Genomic DNA, 17,944 nt, shown 5'->3' on the forward strand with positions numbered 1-17,944 from the left:
CGTGACGACGGCCGCGGGCGATCCGTCAGCGGTTCGTAAGGACTGGCGGCGGCGTTCGCATTCCGTAAGAAATATCGGCCCTGGCCAGGGCTAACTTCCAGCTCATGACCGATGTGGTGTTGCCCTGCCTCAACGAGGCCGCCGCCCTGCCGTGGCTGCTGTCGCGCATGCCGGACGGCTTCCGGCCGATCGTCGCCGACAACGGCTCCACCGACGGCTCCCGCGAGATCGCCCGCCGGCACGGCGCACGGGTGATCGACGTGCCGCGGCGGGGCTACGGCGCCGCCGTGCACGCGGGGATGCTCGCGGCCGGCCCAGGGGACGGCGTGGTGTGCGTGCTCGATGCCGACGGGTCCTTCGACCCCGCGGAACTGCCCCGCCTCGCCGGCCCGGTGCGCGACGGCGCCGTCGATCTGGTGTGCGGGCGGCGCCGGCCGACGGGCGTCCGGGCGTGGCCCCTGCACGCCCGGGCCGGCAACGCCGTGCTCGCCCGCCGGGTGCGCCGGGCCACCGGCCTGCCCGTGCACGACATCGCCCCGATGCGCGCGGCCCGCCACGACGCGATGCTCGCCCTCGACCTGCGCGACCGCCGCTTCGGCTATCCGCTCGAGCTGCTGCTCGCCGCGGCCCGCGCCGGCTGGCGGGTGCGCGAGCTCGACGTCACCTACCGGCCCCGGGCGGCCGGGACCCGGTCCAAGGTGACCGGCACCGTCCGCGGCACGCTGCGGGCGATCCACGACATGCGGGCGGTGCTGGCCCGATGATTCAGCTGCTCATGATGGCCAAGGCGCCGGTGCCGGGCCGGGTGAAGACCCGCCTCTGCCCGCCGTGCACCGCCGAGGAGGCCGCGACGATCGCCGCGGCCGCGCTCGCCGACACCCTGGAGACGATCACAAACTTCCCGGCTGTACGGCGGACGCTCGTGCTCGACGGCTCGTACGCGCCCCCGCCCGGCTGGTCCTGCGTGCCGCAGCGCGGCGCCGGTCTGGGCGAACGGCTGGCGCACGCGTTCGCCGACACCGCACTGCCCGGCGTGCCGGCGCTGCTGGTCGGGATGGACACGCCGCACCTGTCCGGAAGCCTGCTGCACGACGCGGCCGCCACGCTCGGCGCCGGCCGCGCGGTGCTCGGCCCGGCCCGCGACGGCGGCTGGTGGGCCCTGGGCCTGCACGATCCGGCCGACGCCGGGGTGCTGCCGGCCGTGCCGATGTCCACAGCGGACACGGGGGCGCTGACGCTCGCCGCCCTGCGCGGTCGCGGCGTCGACCCCGTCGCGCTGCCCTGCCTGCGCGACGTCGACACCGCCGCCGATGCCGTCGCGGTCGCGGGGGAGTGCCCGCCGGACAGCCGGTTCGCGGCCGCGGTGTCTTTCCTGGGCGTGGGGGATGGCCGGGTGTCTTTCGTGGGCGTGGGGAATGGCCGGGCGTCTTTCGTGGGCGTGGGGAATGGCCGGGCGTCTTACGTGGGCGTGGGGGATGGCCGGCGCGCGGCGGGGTCTCCGGGCGCGGACAGGCGGTTCGCGGAGGCGGCGCGGATCGGCGCCGGCGGGGTGGGCGGCCGAGGCGCGGACGTGGGCGCCGCGCCGGGACGGCCGGCGTGAACGTCGCGATCACCGACTGCCCGCCCGAGGAACGGGCCGCCCTGCACGTGTTCGACGAGGCGCTTGTGCGGGCCGCCGCCGGCGCCGACGCCACGCTCACGCTGCGCGACACGCACGGGCGCGAGCACCGGGTGGACGCCGCCGCCTGGTGCCGGCCGGAGCGCCCCGGCGACGACGGGCTGCTCGGCCGGTGCGACGGCGCCACCCTCGACGTCGGCTGCGGGCCGGGCCGGCTCACCGGCGCGCTGCTGGGGCTGGGCCGTCCCGCGCTCGGCATCGACGTCAGCGCCACCGCCGTGCGCCTGGCCCGCGCCCGCGGCGCGCTCGCCCTGCGCCGGGACGTCTTCGCCGCGGTGCCGGGGCAGGGCCGGTGGGAGCACCTGCTGCTCGCGGACGGCAACCTCGGCATCGGCGGCGACCCGGCCGCGCTGCTGCGCCGCTGCCGTGACCTGCTCGCCCCGGACGGCCGGCTGCACGCCGAGGTGGAACCGCCCGGCGCCGGCAGCTGGAGCGGCCCGGCCACCCTGCACGACGGCACCGCCGGCTCCGGCGCGCCGCTGCGCTGGGCGCAGGTGGCCGCCGACGACCTGGCACCGCTGGCCCGCGCCGCGGGCCTGCTCATCCGCACGAGCTGGACGGAGGCGGGCCGATGGTTCGCGACGCTGGCGCCCGCCTGAGGCAGGTGCTCACCTGGCCGAGCCGGCCGCCGCGGTGGGGTCCCTGGCGCCCGGGCGCCTTCGGGTCGCCGCTGCGCTCGACGCGGCTCACCAGCCTGCTCGGCGTCGCGCTCGGTGCGGCGTTCGGCGTCTGCTTCGTCACCGGCGTGCTCAGCCACCTGATCCAGCACCCGCCCGGCTGGTTCTGGTGGCCGTCGCGGCCGGTGGGGCTCTACCGCTTCACCCAGGGCCTGCACGTCGCCACCGGCCTGGCCACCGTGCCGCTGCTCGGCGCCAAGCTGTGGTCGGTCTATCCGCGCCTGTTCGCCTGGCCGCCGGTGCGCGGCCTCGCCCACGCCGCCGAACGCCTCGGCGTGGCGGCCCTGGTCGCGGCCGCCCTGTTCCAGGTGGTCACCGGCGTGCTGAACGTGGCCCACTGGTACGCGCCGATGCCGTTCTTCTTCACCGCCGCCCACTACTGGGTCGCGTGGCTCGCGATCGGCGCCCTGCTGACCCACATCGGCGTCCAGCTGCCGGCCATCCGCGGCGCCCTGAGCCGTGCCACGGGCGCGGCGGAGGCAGGGAAGGGCGCCCCGCTGGGGCGGGGCGATCGCGGCGAGGAGGTGGACGACGGGCGGCGGCGGCTTTTGCGGGCTGTGGGTGTGGCGGCCGGCGTGATCACTGTTGCCACGGTGGGGCAGACGGTGCGGCCGCTGGCGAGGGTCAGCGTGCTGGCGCCGCGCCGTCCCGGTGACGGCCCGCAGGGCCTGCCGGTGAACCGGACCGCCGACGCGGCCGGGGTTCGGGCCGTCGCGCTCGATCCCGCGTACCGCCTCGTCGTCAGCGGTTTCGGCCGCGACGTCTCGCTCAGCCTGGCCGACCTGGGCGCGATGCCGCAGCACACCGCGAGCCTGCCGATCGCCTGCGTGGAAGGCTGGAGCGCCACCGGCACCTGGACGGGTGTGCGGCTGCGCGACCTCGCCGCCCTGCTCGGCGCCGACCCGCACGGCAGCGAGGCCGAGGTCGAGTCGCTCCAGGCGGCCGGCCGCTATCGCACGTCCGTGGTGGCCTCCCCGCACCTGGCCGACGGGCTCACGTTGCTCGCGCTGCGGCTGGGCGGCGAGCCGCTCGCCCTCGATCACGGCTTCCCGGTGCGGCTCATCGCGCCCAACCGGCCCGGCGTGCTCCAGACCAAGTGGGTCGGCCGGATCACGGTCCGGAGGTCCCGATGAGGCGGGTGCTGGTGGGGCTGGGTGCGGCCGTCATGGCGTACGCGATCGTCGGCTCCTTGACGGACGGCGACGTCGATCCGGTCGGCGTGGCGATCTTCCTGGTTGCTGTCCTGGTGTTGCACGACGCGGTGTTCCTGCCGCTCGTGCTGGCCGGCGGCGCGCTGATCCGGCGGGTCGTCCCGGTGCGGTGGCGCTCGACGGTCCGCGCGGTCGCGATCGTGGATCTGGCCGTCGTGGTGGTCGCGCTGCCGTTGATGATCGGTCTCGGGGCGCCGTACGGCCTCGGCCTTCTGTTGATCTTGTTGGTGACGCCTGCCGTAAGGAAATGGAAAGGGACGCGACGCGCCCCGCGCGGGTAGCGTCCGAGGCGTGACCCACCAGGTGCTTGTGGTCGACGACGACCCGACCGTCAGCGACGTCGTCCGCCGCTACCTCGAGCAGGACGGCTGCCGGGTGCGCCTCGCCGCCGACGGCCTCGCCGCGCTCGCCGCCGTCGACGCCGAACGCCCCGATCTGGTCGTGCTCGACCTCATGCTGGGCGGCGTCGACGGCCTCGACGTGTGCCGCCGGCTGCGGCGCGACCAGCCGGGCCTGCCGGTCGTCATGCTCACCGCGCTGGGCGAGGAGAGCGACCGGGTGCTCGGCCTCGAGGTGGGCGCCGACGACTACGTGACCAAGCCGTTCAGCCCGCGCGAGCTGGTGCTGCGGGTGCGCTCGGTGCTGCGGCGCACCGCCCCGCAGGCCCCGCCCCGCCCGGCGCTGCTGCGCGACGGCGACCTGGTGGCCGACACCGGCCGGCGCACCGCCGAGCTGGCCGGCCGGCCGCTGGCGCTCACCGTGCGCGAGTTCGACCTGCTGGAGTTCCTGATGCGTCACCCGGCCCGCGCGTTCTCCCGGGCCCAGCTGCTCGACCAGGTGTGGGGCTGGCAGTTCGGCGACCAGTCGACCGTCACGGTGCACGTGCGCCGGCTGCGCGAGAAGATCGAGGCCGACCCCGCGGCGCCGGCCCGCCTGCTGACCGTGTGGGGCGTCGGCTACCGGTACGAGCCGGCCGGCCATGCGTGACATCCTGCTGATCGGGCTCTTCTCGCTGACCGCCGGTGCCGTCGTCGGGCTGCTCGGCGCGGTGGTGCTGCGGATGCTGCGCGGCCGGTCGATCGCCGTGCACGTGTGCGTGCTGCTCCTCGTGACCGTCGCCGCGGTCGTCGCCGGGGTGGTCACCGTCGCCCGGGCCATGTTCCTGTCGCCGCACGACATGCAGGTCGTGCTCATCACCGTGGCCGCGTCGGCGGTGGTCAGCCTCGCGGTCGGGGCGATCTTCGGGCGCCGGCTCGCCGCCGCGGCGATGTGGGCCGCCCAGGCCCGCGACCAGGAGCGCCGCATGGAGGCCGGTCGCCGCGACCTGGTCGCCTGGGTGTCGCACGACCTGCGCACGCCGCTCGCCGGGCTGCGCGCGATGACCGAGGCGCTGCAGGACGGCGTGGTCGCCGACCCCGCCACGGTCGCCGATTACCACCGCCGGATCCGGGCCGAGACCGACCGGATGAGCGGGCTGGTCGACGACCTGTTCGAGCTCTCCCGCATCCACGCCGGCGCGCTGCGGCTCGCCCCGGCCGCCCTGCCGCTGGCCGACGTCGTCTCGGACGCGGTCGCCGCCGTGGCCCCGCTGGCCGGCAGCCGCGGGATCCGGGTGGTGGCCACCGACCGCGAGTGGCCGGTCGTCACCGCCGGCCCGGCCGAGCTCAACCGGATCCTCGACAACCTGCTCACCAACTCGCTGCGCTACACGCCGGCCAACGGCACCGTGCACATCGACGCCGGCCGCGACGGCCGCACGGTGTGGTTCGCGGTCTCGGACAGCTGCGGCGGCATCCCGGAGGAGGACCTGCCGCGGGTCTTCGACGTCGCCTTCCGCGGCACCCGCGCCCGCACTCCGGAGAGCGCGGGCGGGGGCGGGCTGGGCCTGGCCATCGTGCGCGGCCTGGTGGAGGCGCACGGCGGCCAGGTGCGGGCGGGCAACGTCGACGGCGGCTGCCGCTTCGAGGTGCGCCTGCCCGCGCCGCCGGCGCGGCCCTGAGCGAGAGCCTACGAGCAGGCAACACCGCCGAGCTTGACCGTGGCCGGGGCTGAGGCGGGGCCGTTGGCGACGAAGCCGATGGTCACCGACGCGCCCGCGGACAGGGACGGGCTGCTGCCCGGCGCGGTGGCGGTCACCCCGGTGCCCGACTGGGTGACGGTGGCGTTCCAGCCGCTGCCGAGCGTCACCCCGCTGGGCCAGGTCCACGTCACGGTCCACGGGTTCACCGCCGCGCCGCCGGTGTTCTTCACGGTCAGCGAGCCCTGGAAGCCGCCCTGCCACGCGTTGTCCTGCCGGTACGTCACCGTGCAGCCCTCGGTGGGCGGGGTGGTGGTCGGCCCGCCGGTCGGCACCGGGGCGATCAGGTACGGCTGGATGATCGCCTGCTTGGTGGTGTTGACCGTCGTCCAGTCGTCGTTGGCGATGCCGCCGGTGTCGCCGGAGTTCGGGTTCCACGACCAATAGGTGAACGACATCCCGGTGACGCCGGTGCCGGTGTAGGCGAGCAGCTCGCGCAGCCACACCTTGTCGACGTCGCTCTGCAGGGTGCTGCCGAACTCGCCGATCATGATCGGCGCGATGTTCTGCTTGTAGAGGTAGCCCCAGTACTTGTCCCAGATCGCCGGCATGTTGGCCGGGTAGCTCGGGTCGTCGAACCAGGACTGGTGGTAGACGGAGGTCGCGTATTCGTGCGGCGAGTAGACGAGCCGGTTCGCCACGTCGAGGCGTACCGGGAACTGACCCGCCTTGGAGAGGTTGCCACCCCACCAGCCGCAGTCCTCGTCGTTGCTGGGGTCGTTGTCCCAGATGTTGGAGAGCCCGCCGCTGGGGCAGCTCACGCCCTCCACGAAGATGAGCCAGTTCGGCTGTACGGCGAGGATGGCGTTGCCGGCGCGCTCGGCGGCCAGCCGCCAGTCGCGCGCCGGGTCGCCGCAGCCCCAGCACGAGCCGGTGGCGGCCGGGTTGGTGCCCTCGGCGTGCGGCTCGTTGTGCAGGTCGGCGCCGATCACCGTGGGGTTGCCGGCGTAGCGGCGGGCCAGCGCCTGCCAGTTGGCGATCCAGGTCGACTCCGGTACGCCCGCCGTGTACCAGAGGGCGGTCTGCCCGGCGGCGGTCGGCCGGTGCCGGTCGAGGATGATCCGCATGCCCTTGGTGCCGGTGTAGTCGACGACCTTGTCGAGGATCTGCAGCGGCGACAGGCCGACGAGGTCGGGGTTGATGTAGTCGTTGATGCCGGTGGCGGTGGCACCGGCCTTGAGCGCGTCGTCGGAGAACGGCACGCGCAGCGTGTTGTAGCCGAGCCGGGCCATGGTGTCGATCTGCGAGCGCCACGGGTTGCTCGACCACAGGCCGTGGAAGGTCTTGTTGTCGGTCTCCATGCCGAACCAGTTGATGCCGGTCAGCCGGACGGTCGCGCCGGTGCTGTCGACGATCTTGTTGCCGCTGGTGCGCAGGTAGCCGGTGCCGGTGCCGGCGGCGGCCGCCGCGGAGGGGCCGGCCACGACGATGGTGGCGGCGACGGTCAGCGCCGCGACCGCCGCCGCGAGGAGGGAGCGAGGTCGTGAGGGGGACAAAGGGGACTCCGTCTCGTCGGTGGGACAACGCAATCCATTGACGAGCATCGTGACATGGGAGCGCTCCCATCACAATCGGATCAGGTGACGTCCCGCCGCACGGTGGTCAGGACCGCCGCCACGGCGAAGACGGCGGCGTAACCGGCCAGCGCGACACCGGCGAGCCACTGCGGCGGCCCGTCGGTGGCGGTGGGCAGGGCGTCGAGCGCCGAGCCGAGCGCGAACGGGAGCCAGTCGGCCCCGTCGCCGACGAGCGCGGCGACGACACCCTCGACCAGGGCGAGCCAGGCCAGCGCGGCCGCGACCGCGCCCATCAGGTTGGTGATCAGGGCCCCGACGCCGACCCCGATGGCGCAGAACAGGGCGTTCCAGATGATGCCGCCGCCGACGGTGCGCCAGAGCTCGCCCGATCCGGTGGCGAGCGAGGCGCCCCTGCCGGACAGCCACAGGGCGGCCGAGATCAGCGCGGTCGCCGCGGCGGCCACGCCGAAGACCAGGCCCACGACGGAGTAGACGCCCAGCTTGGCCACGACGACCCGGGCGCGGTCCGGCGTCGTGAGGTAGGTGTCGCTGATCGTGCGGTGCCGGTATTCGCCGGCCACCGCCGTGATGCCCAGGACGAGCGTGAGGATCGAGACCAGGCCGGCGTGCGCGACGGCGTCCCGCTGGATCGCGGCGGCGGCGATGTCGTCGCGCCGGGCCAGGACCCCGGAGATGCCGGCCACGACGAGCAGCTGGGCGGCGGCGAAGAGGATCAGCGGCGTACGGATGGTGAGCAGCTTGCGGATCTCGGCGCGGACCGTCATCACCGGGTCTCCTTCGTCAGGCGCAGGAACATGGGCTCGAGCCCGCCCTCGTCGGAGAGCCCGGCGAAGCGCAACCGGCCGCCGCTGATCACGATGACGCGGTCGGCGACGCGGTCGACCTCGGCCAGCACGTGGCTCGAGACGAGCACCGTGCGGCCCTCGCCGGCCAGGGAGCGGAGCAGGCCGCGCAGCCAGGCCATGCCGGCCGGGTCGAGGCCGTTGGCGGGCTCGTCGAGGATCAGCACGCCCGGATCGCCGAGCAGCGCGCCGGCCAGCCCGAGCCGCTGGCGCATGCCGAGGGAGAAGCCGCCGACCCGGCGTTGCGCGGCGGCGGTCAGCTCCACCTGGTCCAGCACCCGGTCGACGCGCTCGGCGGGGATCCCGGCGGCGGTGGCCAGGACCATGAGGTGCTGCCGGGCGGTGCGGGCGGGATGGAACCCGGTCGCCTCGAGGACCGCACCGACGGCGCGGCGCGGGTGCCGCAGCTCGGCGTAGCGCCTGCCGTCGATGGTCGCGGCGCCGGCGGTCGGGCGGATCAGCCCGAGCACGATGCGCAGGGTGGTCGTCTTGCCGGCGCCGTTGGGGCCGAGGAAGCCGGTGACGCCGGGTGTCACGTCGAAGTCGAGGTCACCGACGGCCTCCACGGTGCCGAAGCGCTTGGTCAGGCCGGTCACTCGTACATGGGTCATGGGAGGTGAGAGTGTCCGAACGGGAGGGCTTTCTCGTCACCCGGCGGCGGCATCTTCGGCGTACAGCATCGGCGGTATCGTGCCGCGACCGGCGCGCCCTTACGGTGGGTCCATGGAGGCTCTCGGCCGCCCGCACGTGGCGGATGGCGCCGTCGCGAGTGCGGTCTTCCTCGCCACCCTGCTCGGCACGGCGGGCGGCGGTCACCCGCACGACGTCCTGTCGGTGCTGCTGGCCGTCGCGGCGGCCGCGCCGCTGCTGGTGCGCCGCCGCTTGCCGTACACGGTGCTGGTGGTCAGCACGGTCGCCGCCGAGGCGTACATGTTCCGCTACCGCGGCGACAACGGGATCCTGGCGCTGAGCGCCCCGCTGGTGGCGCTCTACACCGCCGCCGAGCATTCCGACCGGCGCCGGTCGCTGCTGTTCGGCGGCGTGGTCGTGCTCGCGGTCGGCGCGTTCCACACGTTCGGGGCGCCCCACCGGGTGCTGGGCCCCGAGAACCTGACGCTGGTCGCCCTGGGCGGGCTCGGCGTGGCGGCCGGGACCGCCGCCCGGCATCGGCGGCTCTACCTGGCCGAGGTGGTGCGCCGGGTGCGGCAGACCGAGCACAGCCGCGACCTGGACGCCCAGCGGCGGGTCGCCGAGGAGCGGCTGCGGATCGCGCGCGACCTGCACGACAGCGTGGGCCACCAGCTGGCCCTCATCAACGTGCAGGCCGGGGTCGCCGCGCACCTGCTGGACGGCCCGCAGCCGGAGGTGCGCGAGGCGCTGCGGCACGTGCGCGACGGCAGCCGGGCGGCGCTCGAGGAGCTGCGCGACTCGGTGGGCCTGCTGCGCCGGCCGGGCGATCCGGCCGCCCCGACGGCGCCGACCGTCGGCCTCGACGGGCTGGACGACCTGCTCGCCTCGTTCCGGCGTGCCGGGTCGCGGGTCGAGCTGAGCCGGCCCGGTCAGCCACCGGCGCTGTCGCGGCCGGTCGACCTCACCGCCTACCGGGTGATCCAGGAGGCGCTGACGAACGCCTGCAAGCACGCGCCGGGCGAGCCCGTCCGGGTCACCGTGGCCGCCGAGCGCGGCGACCTGACGCTCACCATCGAGAACGACGGCGCTCCCGTGGCACCGCGCACCGGCCACGGCATCGTCGGCATGCGCGAGCGGGTCGTCGCCGTCGGCGGGTCGCTGCGGGCCGGGCCGCGGCCGGCGGGCGGCTTCCTGGTGACCGCCACGCTGCCCGGGGGACCCGCGTGATCCGGGTCGTGGTCGCCGACGACCAGCCCGTCGTGCGGGCCGGGTTCGCCACCCTCGTCCGGTCGGCGCCCGACCTGACGGTGGTCGGCGAGGCCCGCACCGGCGCCGAGGCCGTCGCCCTGGCCCGCAGCGAGCGCGCCGACGTCGTGCTCATGGACATCCGGATGCCCGAGCTCGACGGCCTCGGCGCCACCCGCCTGATCACCGGGGACGACGACCTGGCCGGCGTGCGGGTGCTGATCCTGACGACGTTCGAGATCGACGAGTACGTCTTCGCGGCCCTGCGCAGCGGCGCCAGCGGCTTCCTCGGCAAGAGCGCCGAACCGGAGCAGCTGCTGGACGCGATCCGCGTGGTGCACCGCGGCGACGCGCTGCTCACCCCGGCCGCGACCCGCAGCCTGATCAGCCGCTTCCTGGCCCGCCCGGAACCGGGCCGCCTCGTCCCGCCGGCCCGGCTCGCTGGCCTGACCGGCCGCGAGCGCGAGGTGCTGGCCCTGGTCGGCTCTGGCCTGTCCAACGACGAGATCGCCGACCACCTGGTGGTCAGCCCGCACACGGTCAAGACCCACGTCAACCGCACGATGGCCAAGCTCGGCGCGCACGACCGGGCACAGCTGGTCGTGGTCGCCTACGAGACCGGCCTGATCGTGCCGCCGCCGGCTCGGTGAGCTGATCGGGTGGCGAAGCCCGGCCGGTCGGTGGGCACCCGCCGGCCTCCGCTGCCGCGGGAGGACGACGCAAGCCTGACGCGTATCCTGCTTTGCATGGACGAAGACCTGTTCGAGTCCGAGGCAGGCTTCGCGGGGTTGGGGCTCCGGCCGGAGCTGCTGCGCGCGCTCGCCGCCCTCGGCTACGAGGAACCCACACCGATCCAGCGGGGCGCCATCCCGCCGCTGCTCGACGGCGCCGACCTGGTCGGGCAGGCGGCCACCGGCACGGGCAAGACGGCCGCCTTCGCGCTGCCCATGCTCCAGATGCTGAGCGGCTCGGCGCGGGACGCCGTCGCCGAGGGGCCCCGGGCGCTGGCGCTCGTGCCCACCCGGGAGCTCGCCGAGCAGGTCTCCCAGGCGGTCCACCGCTACGGGCGCGAGCTGGGCGTGCGGGTGCTGCCGGTCTACGGCGGCCAGCCGATCGGGCGGCAGCTGCAGGCCCTGCGGCGCGGCGTCGACGTGGTGGTCGGCACCCCGGGCCGGGTCCTCGACCACATCAACCGCGAGACGCTGCACCTCGGCGACGTCGGCATGGTGGTGCTCGACGAGGCCGACGAGATGCTCGACATGGGCTTCGCCGAGGACCTCGAGGCGATCCTGGCGGAGACCCCCACCGAGCGGCAGACGGTGCTCTTCTCGGCGACCATGCCGCCGCGCATCGACGGCATCGCCCGGCGCCACCTGCGCGACCCGGTCCGGGTCCGGATGGGCCGCGAGGACGCCGCCCCCGGAGAGCTGCCGCTGGTGCGCCAGAGCGCGTACATCGTGGCCCGGCCGCACAAGGCCGCCGCGCTGGGCCGCATCCTCGACGTCGAGGCGCCGGCCGCGGCGATCGTCTTCTGCCGCACGCGCGAGGAGGTCGACCAGGTCACCGAGACGCTGAACGGGCGCGGCTACCGGGCCGAGGCGCTGCACGGCGGCATGAGCCAGGACCAGCGCGACCGGGTCATGGGCCGGCTGCGCGCCGGCAGCACCGAGCTGCTGGTCGCCACCGACGTGGCCGCCCGCGGGCTCGACGTCGAGCAGCTCACCCACGTGATCAACTTCAACGTGCCGGCGGCCCCCGAGGCCTACGTGCACCGCATCGGCCGGGTCGGCCGCGCCGGGCGCGAGGGCGTCGCGATCAGCCTCGCCGAGCCGCGCGAGCAGCGCATGCTCAAGGCGATCGAGAGGTTGACCGGGCGGCGGATCCCGCTCGAGAAGCTGCCCACGGTGACCGACCTGCGGGCCCGGCGGCTCGAGCTGACCCGCTCGGCGCTGCAGGCCGGCCTCGACGACGCCGACGGCCTCGACCGCTTCCGCGTGGTGGTCGACTCGCTGACCGGCGACTACGACCTCGAGACCATCGCGCTCGCCGCGGTGAAGCTGCTGCACGAGGCGGCGGGCGGCGACGTGGACGAGGAGGAGATCCCGTCCCCGGCGCCGGCGCGGCGCGACCCGCAGACCCGCATGCGGCCCGCCGACAGCGGCGTGGCCCGGCTCTTCGTCGGCATCGGCCGGCGCGCCGGGCTGCGGCCGCAGGACCTGGTCGGCGCGATCGCCGGCGAGTCCGGGCTGCCGTCGCGCGACATCGGCGCCATCCAGATCACCGACCGGTTCTCGCTGGTCGAGGTGCCCGAGCAGGCCGCCGACATGGTGATCAAGGCGCTGTCGCGCGCCACCATCCGGGGCCGCCGCCCGACGGTGCGCCGGGAGCGCTTCACCCGCTGACCGGAGGACGACCAGGGGATGACCGCGACACAGGACGACGTGCTCGGCTACTTCGACACGCTGTCGAACTGGGGACGGTGGGGCGCCGACGACGAGCTCGGCACCCTCAACCACATCACCGACGACGTCCGGCTGGCGGCGGCGCGGGCCGTGCGCCATGGCCGGAGCGTGTCGTGCGCGTGGGAGATCGCCGCACCGGACGAGATGGAACGGTCGACGACGGTGTGCCCGCACGCCGTCGAGATGCCGGGCGCCGAGGCCATGCCGCCGGCCTTCCACGCCGACCGGCGCTGGGGCTTCTCGTCCGAGCGGCTCGGCCTGTCCTTCCACGGCAACACGATCACCCACCTCGACTCGCCGTGCCACATCCTCTGGGACGGCGCGATGTACAACGGGCGGCCGCACACCTCGGTGGACGCCACGACGGGATCGGCGTGGGCGGCCGTGACGGCGGCGGCGAACGGCATCGTCACGCGCGGCGTCCTGCTGGACATCGCGGCGGTCCGCGACGTGCCGTGGCTCGCACCGGGGCAGGGCGTGCTTCCCGAAGATCTCGAAGAAGCCGAGCGCCGCCAGGGCGTGCGGGTGCGGCCCGGCGACGCGGTGCTGCTGCGGACCGGCCACGGCCGCTTCCGGCACGAGTCCGGCCCCGCGGGCGGCGTCACGCAGGCCGGGTGGCACGCCTCCTGCCTGCCGTGGCTGCACGAGCGGCGGGTCGCGCTGATCGGCGCGGACACGCCGCAGGACGTGCAACCCTCGGGGTACCCGGACGTGCTCATGCCGGTGCACGCCGTCGCGCTGGTGGCGATGGGCCTGTGGATGGTCGACAACTGCGACCTGGAGGCGTGCGCGGCCACGGCCGCCTCGCTCGGGCAGTGGGAGTTCCAGCTGGCGGTCGCGCCGGTTCGCTTCGCCGGCACGTCCGGCAGCCCGGTCAACCCGATCGCCACGTTCTGACCGCGGGCCGCGCTCTGCCCTCGGCCTCTCCCCGGGCCGGGTCAGGGCTCCTGCGGCGGGTGTGAGGCCGGGCCGCGCTCCTGTGCCCGGCCGGGTTCTTGTGCCGGGGCGGGCTCCTGTGTTGAGGCGGTGGCTGGGGCGGGCTCCTGGGGTGGGGCGGTGGCCGGGGCGGGCTCCGGTGGCGGGAGCCGGGACGGGACGGTGGCTCGGCCGTGGGCTATGACGATCGGGGGCGGGCGGCGGCGCGGGCGGATGCGGCGGATCAGCGACCAGGTGACCAGCAGCGCGAGGGCGAGGACGCCGGTCGCGGCGAGCACGGCGGTCAGCCGGCGCCGGGGCTCGGCGGCCGCGGCGGCTGCGTCCGGATCGGGCAGCCGCACGTCCGCGGCGAGGGTCAGGTCGGGCGTTCGTACCCGCAGCGGCACTGCCTGCTGACGGCGGGCCGGCGTGGGGAACCGGACCAGGTGGCGCCCGTTCAGCGTGGTCTGGATCTGGTCGAGGGCCGGCACCACCACCGGGTGCCCGGCGGGAGCGAAGAAGCCCCCGGTCGGCTCGGTGGCGGCCGTCCAGTACGGACTGGTGCCGGCCGTCGTGGCCACGACCAGGATCATCCCGGCGGCCCGGAACCGCTCCGCCACCGCGGCCGCGGCAGGCCCGCCCGCGTCGGCCGCGCCGGTGTAGACCACGGTCAGCTTCCGGCCCGCCGGCACGTCCGGATATTGGCCGGCCGCCAGGGTCAGCGCCGCCGCGGTGTCCCGGCCGCCGCGGGCGCGCACCTTGCCGAGGGCGGCCACCACCCCGGCCGGGCTCCGCTGCTGCGCCGCGATCACCCCGGCCGGCGCGGCGTCGCCGATCACCGTCGCCCGGGTGCCCATCGGCGCCTCGAGGATGAACCGGGCGCCGGCGCTGAGCCAGGCCGGCATCGTGGCCGGATCGGCCGCGGACGTGTCCACCACGATCGTCACGGCGAGCCCGGCGGACATGAGCGGCACCAGCTCGGCGGGGCGCCGGACCCCGTCGACGACCACCTCGGCCGTGCGAGGGCCGGGGCGCGTGCTCGCGGTCAGGTCGACCACGGCCGACGTCTGCCGATCGCCGGGGAAGACGGCCTTCACCGGCAGCGGCACGGTGGCCGCCGCGGCGGGCTGCGCGCCGGCCACGATCGCCGCACCGGCCAGCACCGGCGCCCACCACCGGCGCCCACGCCCGCACCCCGGCGCGGGGCGGTCAGGCGGCTTCGGCGAAGGCGATGACGTTGTCACGGTAGCTTCCGCTGCTGTGGTCGAAGCTGCCGCCGCAGGTCACCAGGCGGAGCGTCGGGTCGAGGCTGGGCCCGTACACGAGGTCGGTCGGGAAACGGGTCTTGGCCACCCGGGACACCTCGGTGATGCGGAACCGGGCGGTGCTGCCGTCGGCGCGGTCGACCTCGGCCAGCGTGCCCGGCCTCACCCGGTAAAGGTCGACGAAGACGCCCGGGCCGCGCTTCGAGTCGACGTGGCCGAGGATCACCGCGGGGCCCGGCTGACCGGGGCGCGGCCCGCCGTCGTACCAGCCGGGGACGGACGCGTCGCCGGGCACCTCGATCGAGCCGTCCGGCCGGAGGCCCAGGTCGATCAGCCGGCTGTCCACGCGCAGCGCCGGGATGCGCAGCCGCACCGGCAGTGCCACCGACGGATAGCTGCTGCTGGAGACGAAGGAGTCGGCCGGCGCGGGCGACGCCGCGGGCGGCACCACGCTCGGGGTGGGCGGGCCGGCGGCACCCTCCGGCCGGCCGGAGGGTGCCGCCAGCACCAGGGCCAGCGCGACGGCCAGGCCGGTGATGCGGGCGTACACGGGCATCTCAGCGATGCCCCACCACGTCGGCCAGACCACCGTGGCCGGTCTGCGCCGCGCCCTTGGGCAGCCGGGCGGCCACCGAGGCCCCGAACGCGTCGGCCAGGGTGCGTGCCAGCGAGGACATGTGGTCGTACGTCCGGTAGGCGATCTCGTGGGCCTCGGGGTAGTCGCGGGCCGCGTAGGCGTCGGCGTGCTGGAGCAGCATGTGGTCGTGCTCGACCAGGGCGGCCCGCAGCGCGGCCGGCGTGGCCCGCCCGTTCGTCGCGCCCGCCAGGAAGACCGCCATGTCCTGGTGGAACTTGTCGAGCCGGGCCCGGGCCTCCCGCTGTCTGGCCGGGTCGCGCGCCGCGCCGGCCGCCGAATAGGACACCAGCGCCGTCACGTGCGTGCCCCACAGCTGCTGGAAACGCCGTGCCGCCGCCGAGCCGAACAGCGTGTCCATCGCCGCCGCGAGATCGCTGGTGTTCGCGTTCAGCATGCGGGCCGAGGCGGTGAAGTCGGCGGTGCGGGTGACCGCGGCCCGGGTGGCGTCGCCGATCAGCACCGCGTGCTCGGCGAGCAGCTTGCCGAGCTGCGAGCGCAACCGCCAGACCGGCTCGCTCAGCACCCCGGAGTCGGACGGCGGCAGCAGCGCCTTGGCCAGGCCCAGGCCCAGGTCGTACGTGTGCTGGAAGCCCTGCCGGAACTGCTCGTCGGAGCGCGTGTAGTCGCCGGCCGCGTAGGCGTCGGCCTGCCCGGTCAGGTGCTGCACGTGCAGCACGACCAGGCTCCGCGCGGTGGCCGGCGGCAGCCGCCCCTGCGACCCGGCGGCGAAGAACTCGGCCAGGTCGATCTCGTAGCCGGCGAGCTCGTCGCGGGCCTCCTCGCGGGCGGCGTCGTCGTGGTTGGCCAGGGCGCCGGCGTACGCGAAGAGCGCCACGATGTGCTGCGACCACAGCGGCTCGAACTTCTCCGCGGTGGCCGTGCCGAACAGGCGCCCGACCAGCGCGGTCATGTCGGTCGTGTTCTGGCCGAGCGAGGCGTTGGCGGCCTGCGCGAAGTCGTCGTCGCCGCGGACCCGGCTGCGCATCATGTTGGCGGCCAGCACCGAGTGTTGCCCGAGCAGCGCCTCGAACCGCACCGCCAGGTCGGCCGGGGCGCCGGCGGGCGCGGCGGCAGTGTGCGCGAAGGGATGTGCCGGTGCGGGCGCCGGCTCCTGCCGCAGGGCGGCCACGCCGGTCGCCGTCGCGGTCAGCACGGCGACCGCCCCGATCCGGTATCCGATCGTCCGCATGCCCCTCGCCCCGTTGGTCGTCGTTCGCCGGTGACGTGTCGCTTCGCGACGCTACGCCCGGTATCGACGCCGGTCGAGTCCGCCGGACGGTCAGGCATGCGACCTTACGGTCCGATGGCGATCGGCGTCGGTTGATGAATCGTCCGGCGGTGTGCAGTACGGTCGAGGGTGCAGGGGGCCGGCGCGAACGGTCTTGGGGGGCCGATGACAGCGGCAGGCGACCTGATCGCCGAGCGCTACCGGGTGGGACGACCCCTGGTGGCGGGGCGGTTGGGGCACATCTGGCTGGGCACCGACGAGCGGTCCGGCCGCGAGGTCGTCCTGAAGAGATCCGACCTGCCCGACACGCTCACGCCCCGCGAGCGCGACGTGGTCCGGGTGTGGATGCCCCGCGAGGCGCGGGCCTTCGCGCGCATCCGGCACCCCAACGTGATCCGCACCCTCGACGTGCTGCTCGACGGCGACGCCTCGTGGATCGTCATGGAGTACGTGCCGTCCCGCTCGCTGCTCGACGTGGTCCGCGAGGACGGCGCGCTGCCGCCCGGCCGGGTGGCGGAGATCGGCCTCGACCTGCTGGCCGCCCTGACCGCGGCCTGGGAGGCCGACGTGCTGCACCTGGACGTCAAGCCGTCCAACGTGCTGATCGCCGACGACGGCCGGGTGGTGCTCACCGACTTCGGCCCGGCGGGCACCCGGGCCGGGGTGGCCGCGATGGCCGAGGCGGGGATCATCTTCGGCACCCCGCACTACGTCGCCCCCGAGCGCCTCTTCGGCGGCGCGTCGGACGAGCGCTCCGACCTGTGGTCGCTGGGCGCGACGCTCTATCACCTGGTCGAGGGCCGCCCGCCGTACCACCAGCCGGCCGCCGGCGAGGACGGCCCCGACCCGCCGTACCTGGCCGGGCCGCTCACCCCCGTGCTGCTCGGCCTGCTGCGCCGCAACCCGGCCGAGCGGATGACGGCGGCCCAGGTGCGCTCCCGGCTGCGCCGCACAGCCCCGTCCGCCCGCCGAGCCACCGCCCTGCGAGCCGCCGCGGCGGTGGCGGTCGCGGCCGCGGTGGTCGCGGTCGGCGGCTCGGCCTTCGACGCCGAGCGCGGCGTCCCGAGCTCCGCCGCGGCCCCGTCCCCGGCGGCGTCACCGTCCGCCTCCCTCCCGAGCGGCTACGGCTGGTGGACCGACCCCGGCGCCTTCCGCGTGGCGGCCCCGAACGGCTGGCGCCCCACCCGCACGGACGACGGCCTCACGCTCACCGCCCCCGGCGGCCGGCCCACGCTGACCGTGATGAGGTGGAACGCCACCGGCCCGCTCGTGCCCGCCCTGGTCACCGCGGAGCAGCAGGCCCGCCTGCCCGGCTACCGCCGCATCCACATCGTCCCGGCCACGGACCCGCCCGGCGCGGTCTGGGAATACACGTTCCAGGACCCGGTCACCGGCCCCATGCGAGCCCTCCGCCAGATCGTGACCCTCGGCGACCGCTCCTACCAGCTCGACTGGCGAGCCCCCGCCGCCGGCTGGGCCTCCGCCCTGCCCACCCTGCTGACCGTGCTCGCCACGCTGGGCCCCGATCCCGCCGACTGA

General features: G+C 75.5%; 17 protein-coding genes and 1 pseudogene. 12 read left to right on the plus strand and 6 right to left on the minus strand.

Annotated features, from left to right (window positions below):
• Window positions 1–104 precede the first annotated feature (104 nt).
• The 7 genes from Ade02nite_RS04320 to Ade02nite_RS04350 are packed head-to-tail and all read left to right on the plus strand — an operon-like array spanning window position 105 to window position 5,565.
• Entirely contained in the window at window positions 105–764 is a 660-nt protein-coding gene (locus Ade02nite_RS04320) for a glycosyltransferase family 2 protein (protein ID WP_203760178.1), read from the plus strand.
• A complete protein-coding gene (locus tag Ade02nite_RS04325) occupies window positions 761–1,600 on the plus strand; it encodes a TIGR04282 family arsenosugar biosynthesis glycosyltransferase (protein ID WP_203760179.1) in 840 nt (279 codons plus the stop codon). The genes Ade02nite_RS04320 and Ade02nite_RS04325 overlap by 4 nt, the downstream gene beginning before the upstream one ends.
• Entirely contained in the window at window positions 1,597–2,277 is a 681-nt protein-coding gene (locus tag Ade02nite_RS04330) for a class I SAM-dependent methyltransferase (protein ID WP_203760180.1), read from the plus strand. The genes Ade02nite_RS04325 and Ade02nite_RS04330 overlap by 4 nt, the downstream gene beginning before the upstream one ends.
• Complete coding sequence (locus Ade02nite_RS04335; RefSeq protein ID WP_203760181.1) at window positions 2,250–3,488, plus strand: molybdopterin-dependent oxidoreductase; 1,239 nt, start codon at window positions 2,250–2,252, stop codon at window positions 3,486–3,488. Before Ade02nite_RS04330 ends, Ade02nite_RS04335 begins: the two co-directional genes overlap by 28 nt.
• 32 nt (window positions 3,489–3,520) lie before the next feature.
• Window positions 3,521–3,847 (plus strand): hypothetical protein, encoded by a 327-nt coding sequence (locus Ade02nite_RS04340; protein WP_203760182.1) that lies wholly within the window; start codon window positions 3,521–3,523, stop codon window positions 3,845–3,847.
• 10 nt (window positions 3,848–3,857) lie between these two features.
• A complete protein-coding gene (locus tag Ade02nite_RS04345; RefSeq protein WP_203760183.1) occupies window positions 3,858–4,553 on the plus strand; it encodes a response regulator transcription factor in 696 nt (231 codons plus the stop codon).
• Window positions 4,546–5,565, plus strand: a complete 1,020-nt coding sequence (locus Ade02nite_RS04350; protein ID WP_203760184.1) for a sensor histidine kinase — start codon at window positions 4,546–4,548, stop codon at window positions 5,563–5,565. The genes Ade02nite_RS04345 and Ade02nite_RS04350 overlap by 8 nt, the downstream gene beginning before the upstream one ends.
• A gap of 8 nt (window positions 5,566–5,573) precedes the next feature.
• Here Ade02nite_RS04350 and Ade02nite_RS04355 read toward each other — a convergent pair whose 3' ends face one another.
• The 3 genes and pseudogenes from Ade02nite_RS04355 to Ade02nite_RS04365 form a co-directional block, all read right to left on the minus strand.
• On the minus strand, window positions 5,574–7,139 hold the full coding sequence (locus Ade02nite_RS04355; protein WP_379035563.1) for a cellulase family glycosylhydrolase: 1,566 nt from the start codon (window positions 7,137–7,139) through the stop codon (window positions 5,574–5,576).
• Between the two features lie 80 nt (window positions 7,140–7,219).
• The gene (locus tag Ade02nite_RS04360) at window positions 7,220–7,948 is read right to left on the minus strand and encodes an ABC transporter permease subunit (RefSeq protein ID WP_203760186.1); all 729 of its coding nucleotides are present in this window, start codon (window positions 7,946–7,948) and stop codon (window positions 7,220–7,222) included.
• A gap of 44 nt (window positions 7,949–7,992) precedes the next feature.
• A pseudogene (locus Ade02nite_RS04365) lies at window positions 7,993–8,634 on the minus strand (ATP-binding cassette domain-containing protein); the annotation flags it as partial.
• A gap of 112 nt (window positions 8,635–8,746) precedes the next feature.
• Here Ade02nite_RS04365 and Ade02nite_RS04370 point away from each other — a divergent pair.
• From Ade02nite_RS04370 to Ade02nite_RS04385, 4 genes are all read left to right on the plus strand, one after another.
• Window positions 8,747–9,880, plus strand: a complete 1,134-nt coding sequence (locus Ade02nite_RS04370; RefSeq protein ID WP_203760188.1) for a sensor histidine kinase — start codon at window positions 8,747–8,749, stop codon at window positions 9,878–9,880.
• Window positions 9,877–10,548, plus strand: coding sequence for a response regulator transcription factor (locus tag Ade02nite_RS04375; protein WP_203760189.1), 672 nt, complete (start codon window positions 9,877–9,879; stop codon window positions 10,546–10,548). The genes Ade02nite_RS04370 and Ade02nite_RS04375 overlap by 4 nt, the downstream gene beginning before the upstream one ends.
• 96 nt (window positions 10,549–10,644) lie before the next feature.
• Window positions 10,645–12,300 (plus strand): DEAD/DEAH box helicase, encoded by a 1,656-nt coding sequence (locus Ade02nite_RS04380; protein ID WP_203760190.1) that lies wholly within the window; start codon window positions 10,645–10,647, stop codon window positions 12,298–12,300.
• A gap of 18 nt (window positions 12,301–12,318) precedes the next feature.
• Entirely contained in the window at window positions 12,319–13,257 is a 939-nt protein-coding gene (locus tag Ade02nite_RS04385; RefSeq protein ID WP_203760191.1) for a cyclase family protein, read from the plus strand.
• 41 nt (window positions 13,258–13,298) lie between these two features.
• On the opposite strand, the gene Ade02nite_RS04390 is transcribed toward Ade02nite_RS04385, so the two are convergent.
• The 3 genes from Ade02nite_RS04390 to Ade02nite_RS04400 are packed head-to-tail and all read right to left on the minus strand — an operon-like array spanning window position 13,299 to window position 16,366.
• Window positions 13,299–14,438, minus strand: a complete 1,140-nt coding sequence (locus Ade02nite_RS04390) for a hypothetical protein (RefSeq protein WP_203760192.1) — start codon at window positions 14,436–14,438, stop codon at window positions 13,299–13,301.
• A gap of 46 nt (window positions 14,439–14,484) precedes the next feature.
• Window positions 14,485–15,096, minus strand: coding sequence for a class F sortase (locus tag Ade02nite_RS04395; RefSeq protein WP_203760193.1), 612 nt, complete (start codon window positions 15,094–15,096; stop codon window positions 14,485–14,487).
• Window position 15,097: 1 nt separating this feature from the next.
• Complete coding sequence (locus Ade02nite_RS04400; RefSeq protein ID WP_239168512.1) at window positions 15,098–16,366, minus strand: hypothetical protein; 1,269 nt, start codon at window positions 16,364–16,366, stop codon at window positions 15,098–15,100.
• Between the two features lie 204 nt (window positions 16,367–16,570).
• Here Ade02nite_RS04400 and Ade02nite_RS04405 point away from each other — a divergent pair, with 204 nt between their 5' ends.
• Entirely contained in the window at window positions 16,571–17,944 is a 1,374-nt protein-coding gene (locus Ade02nite_RS04405) for a serine/threonine-protein kinase (RefSeq protein ID WP_203760194.1), read from the plus strand.

The sequence above is a fragment of the Paractinoplanes deccanensis genome, from assembly GCF_016862115.1.
In the GTDB taxonomy this organism is placed as follows: domain Bacteria; phylum Actinomycetota; class Actinomycetes; order Mycobacteriales; family Micromonosporaceae; genus Actinoplanes; species Actinoplanes deccanensis.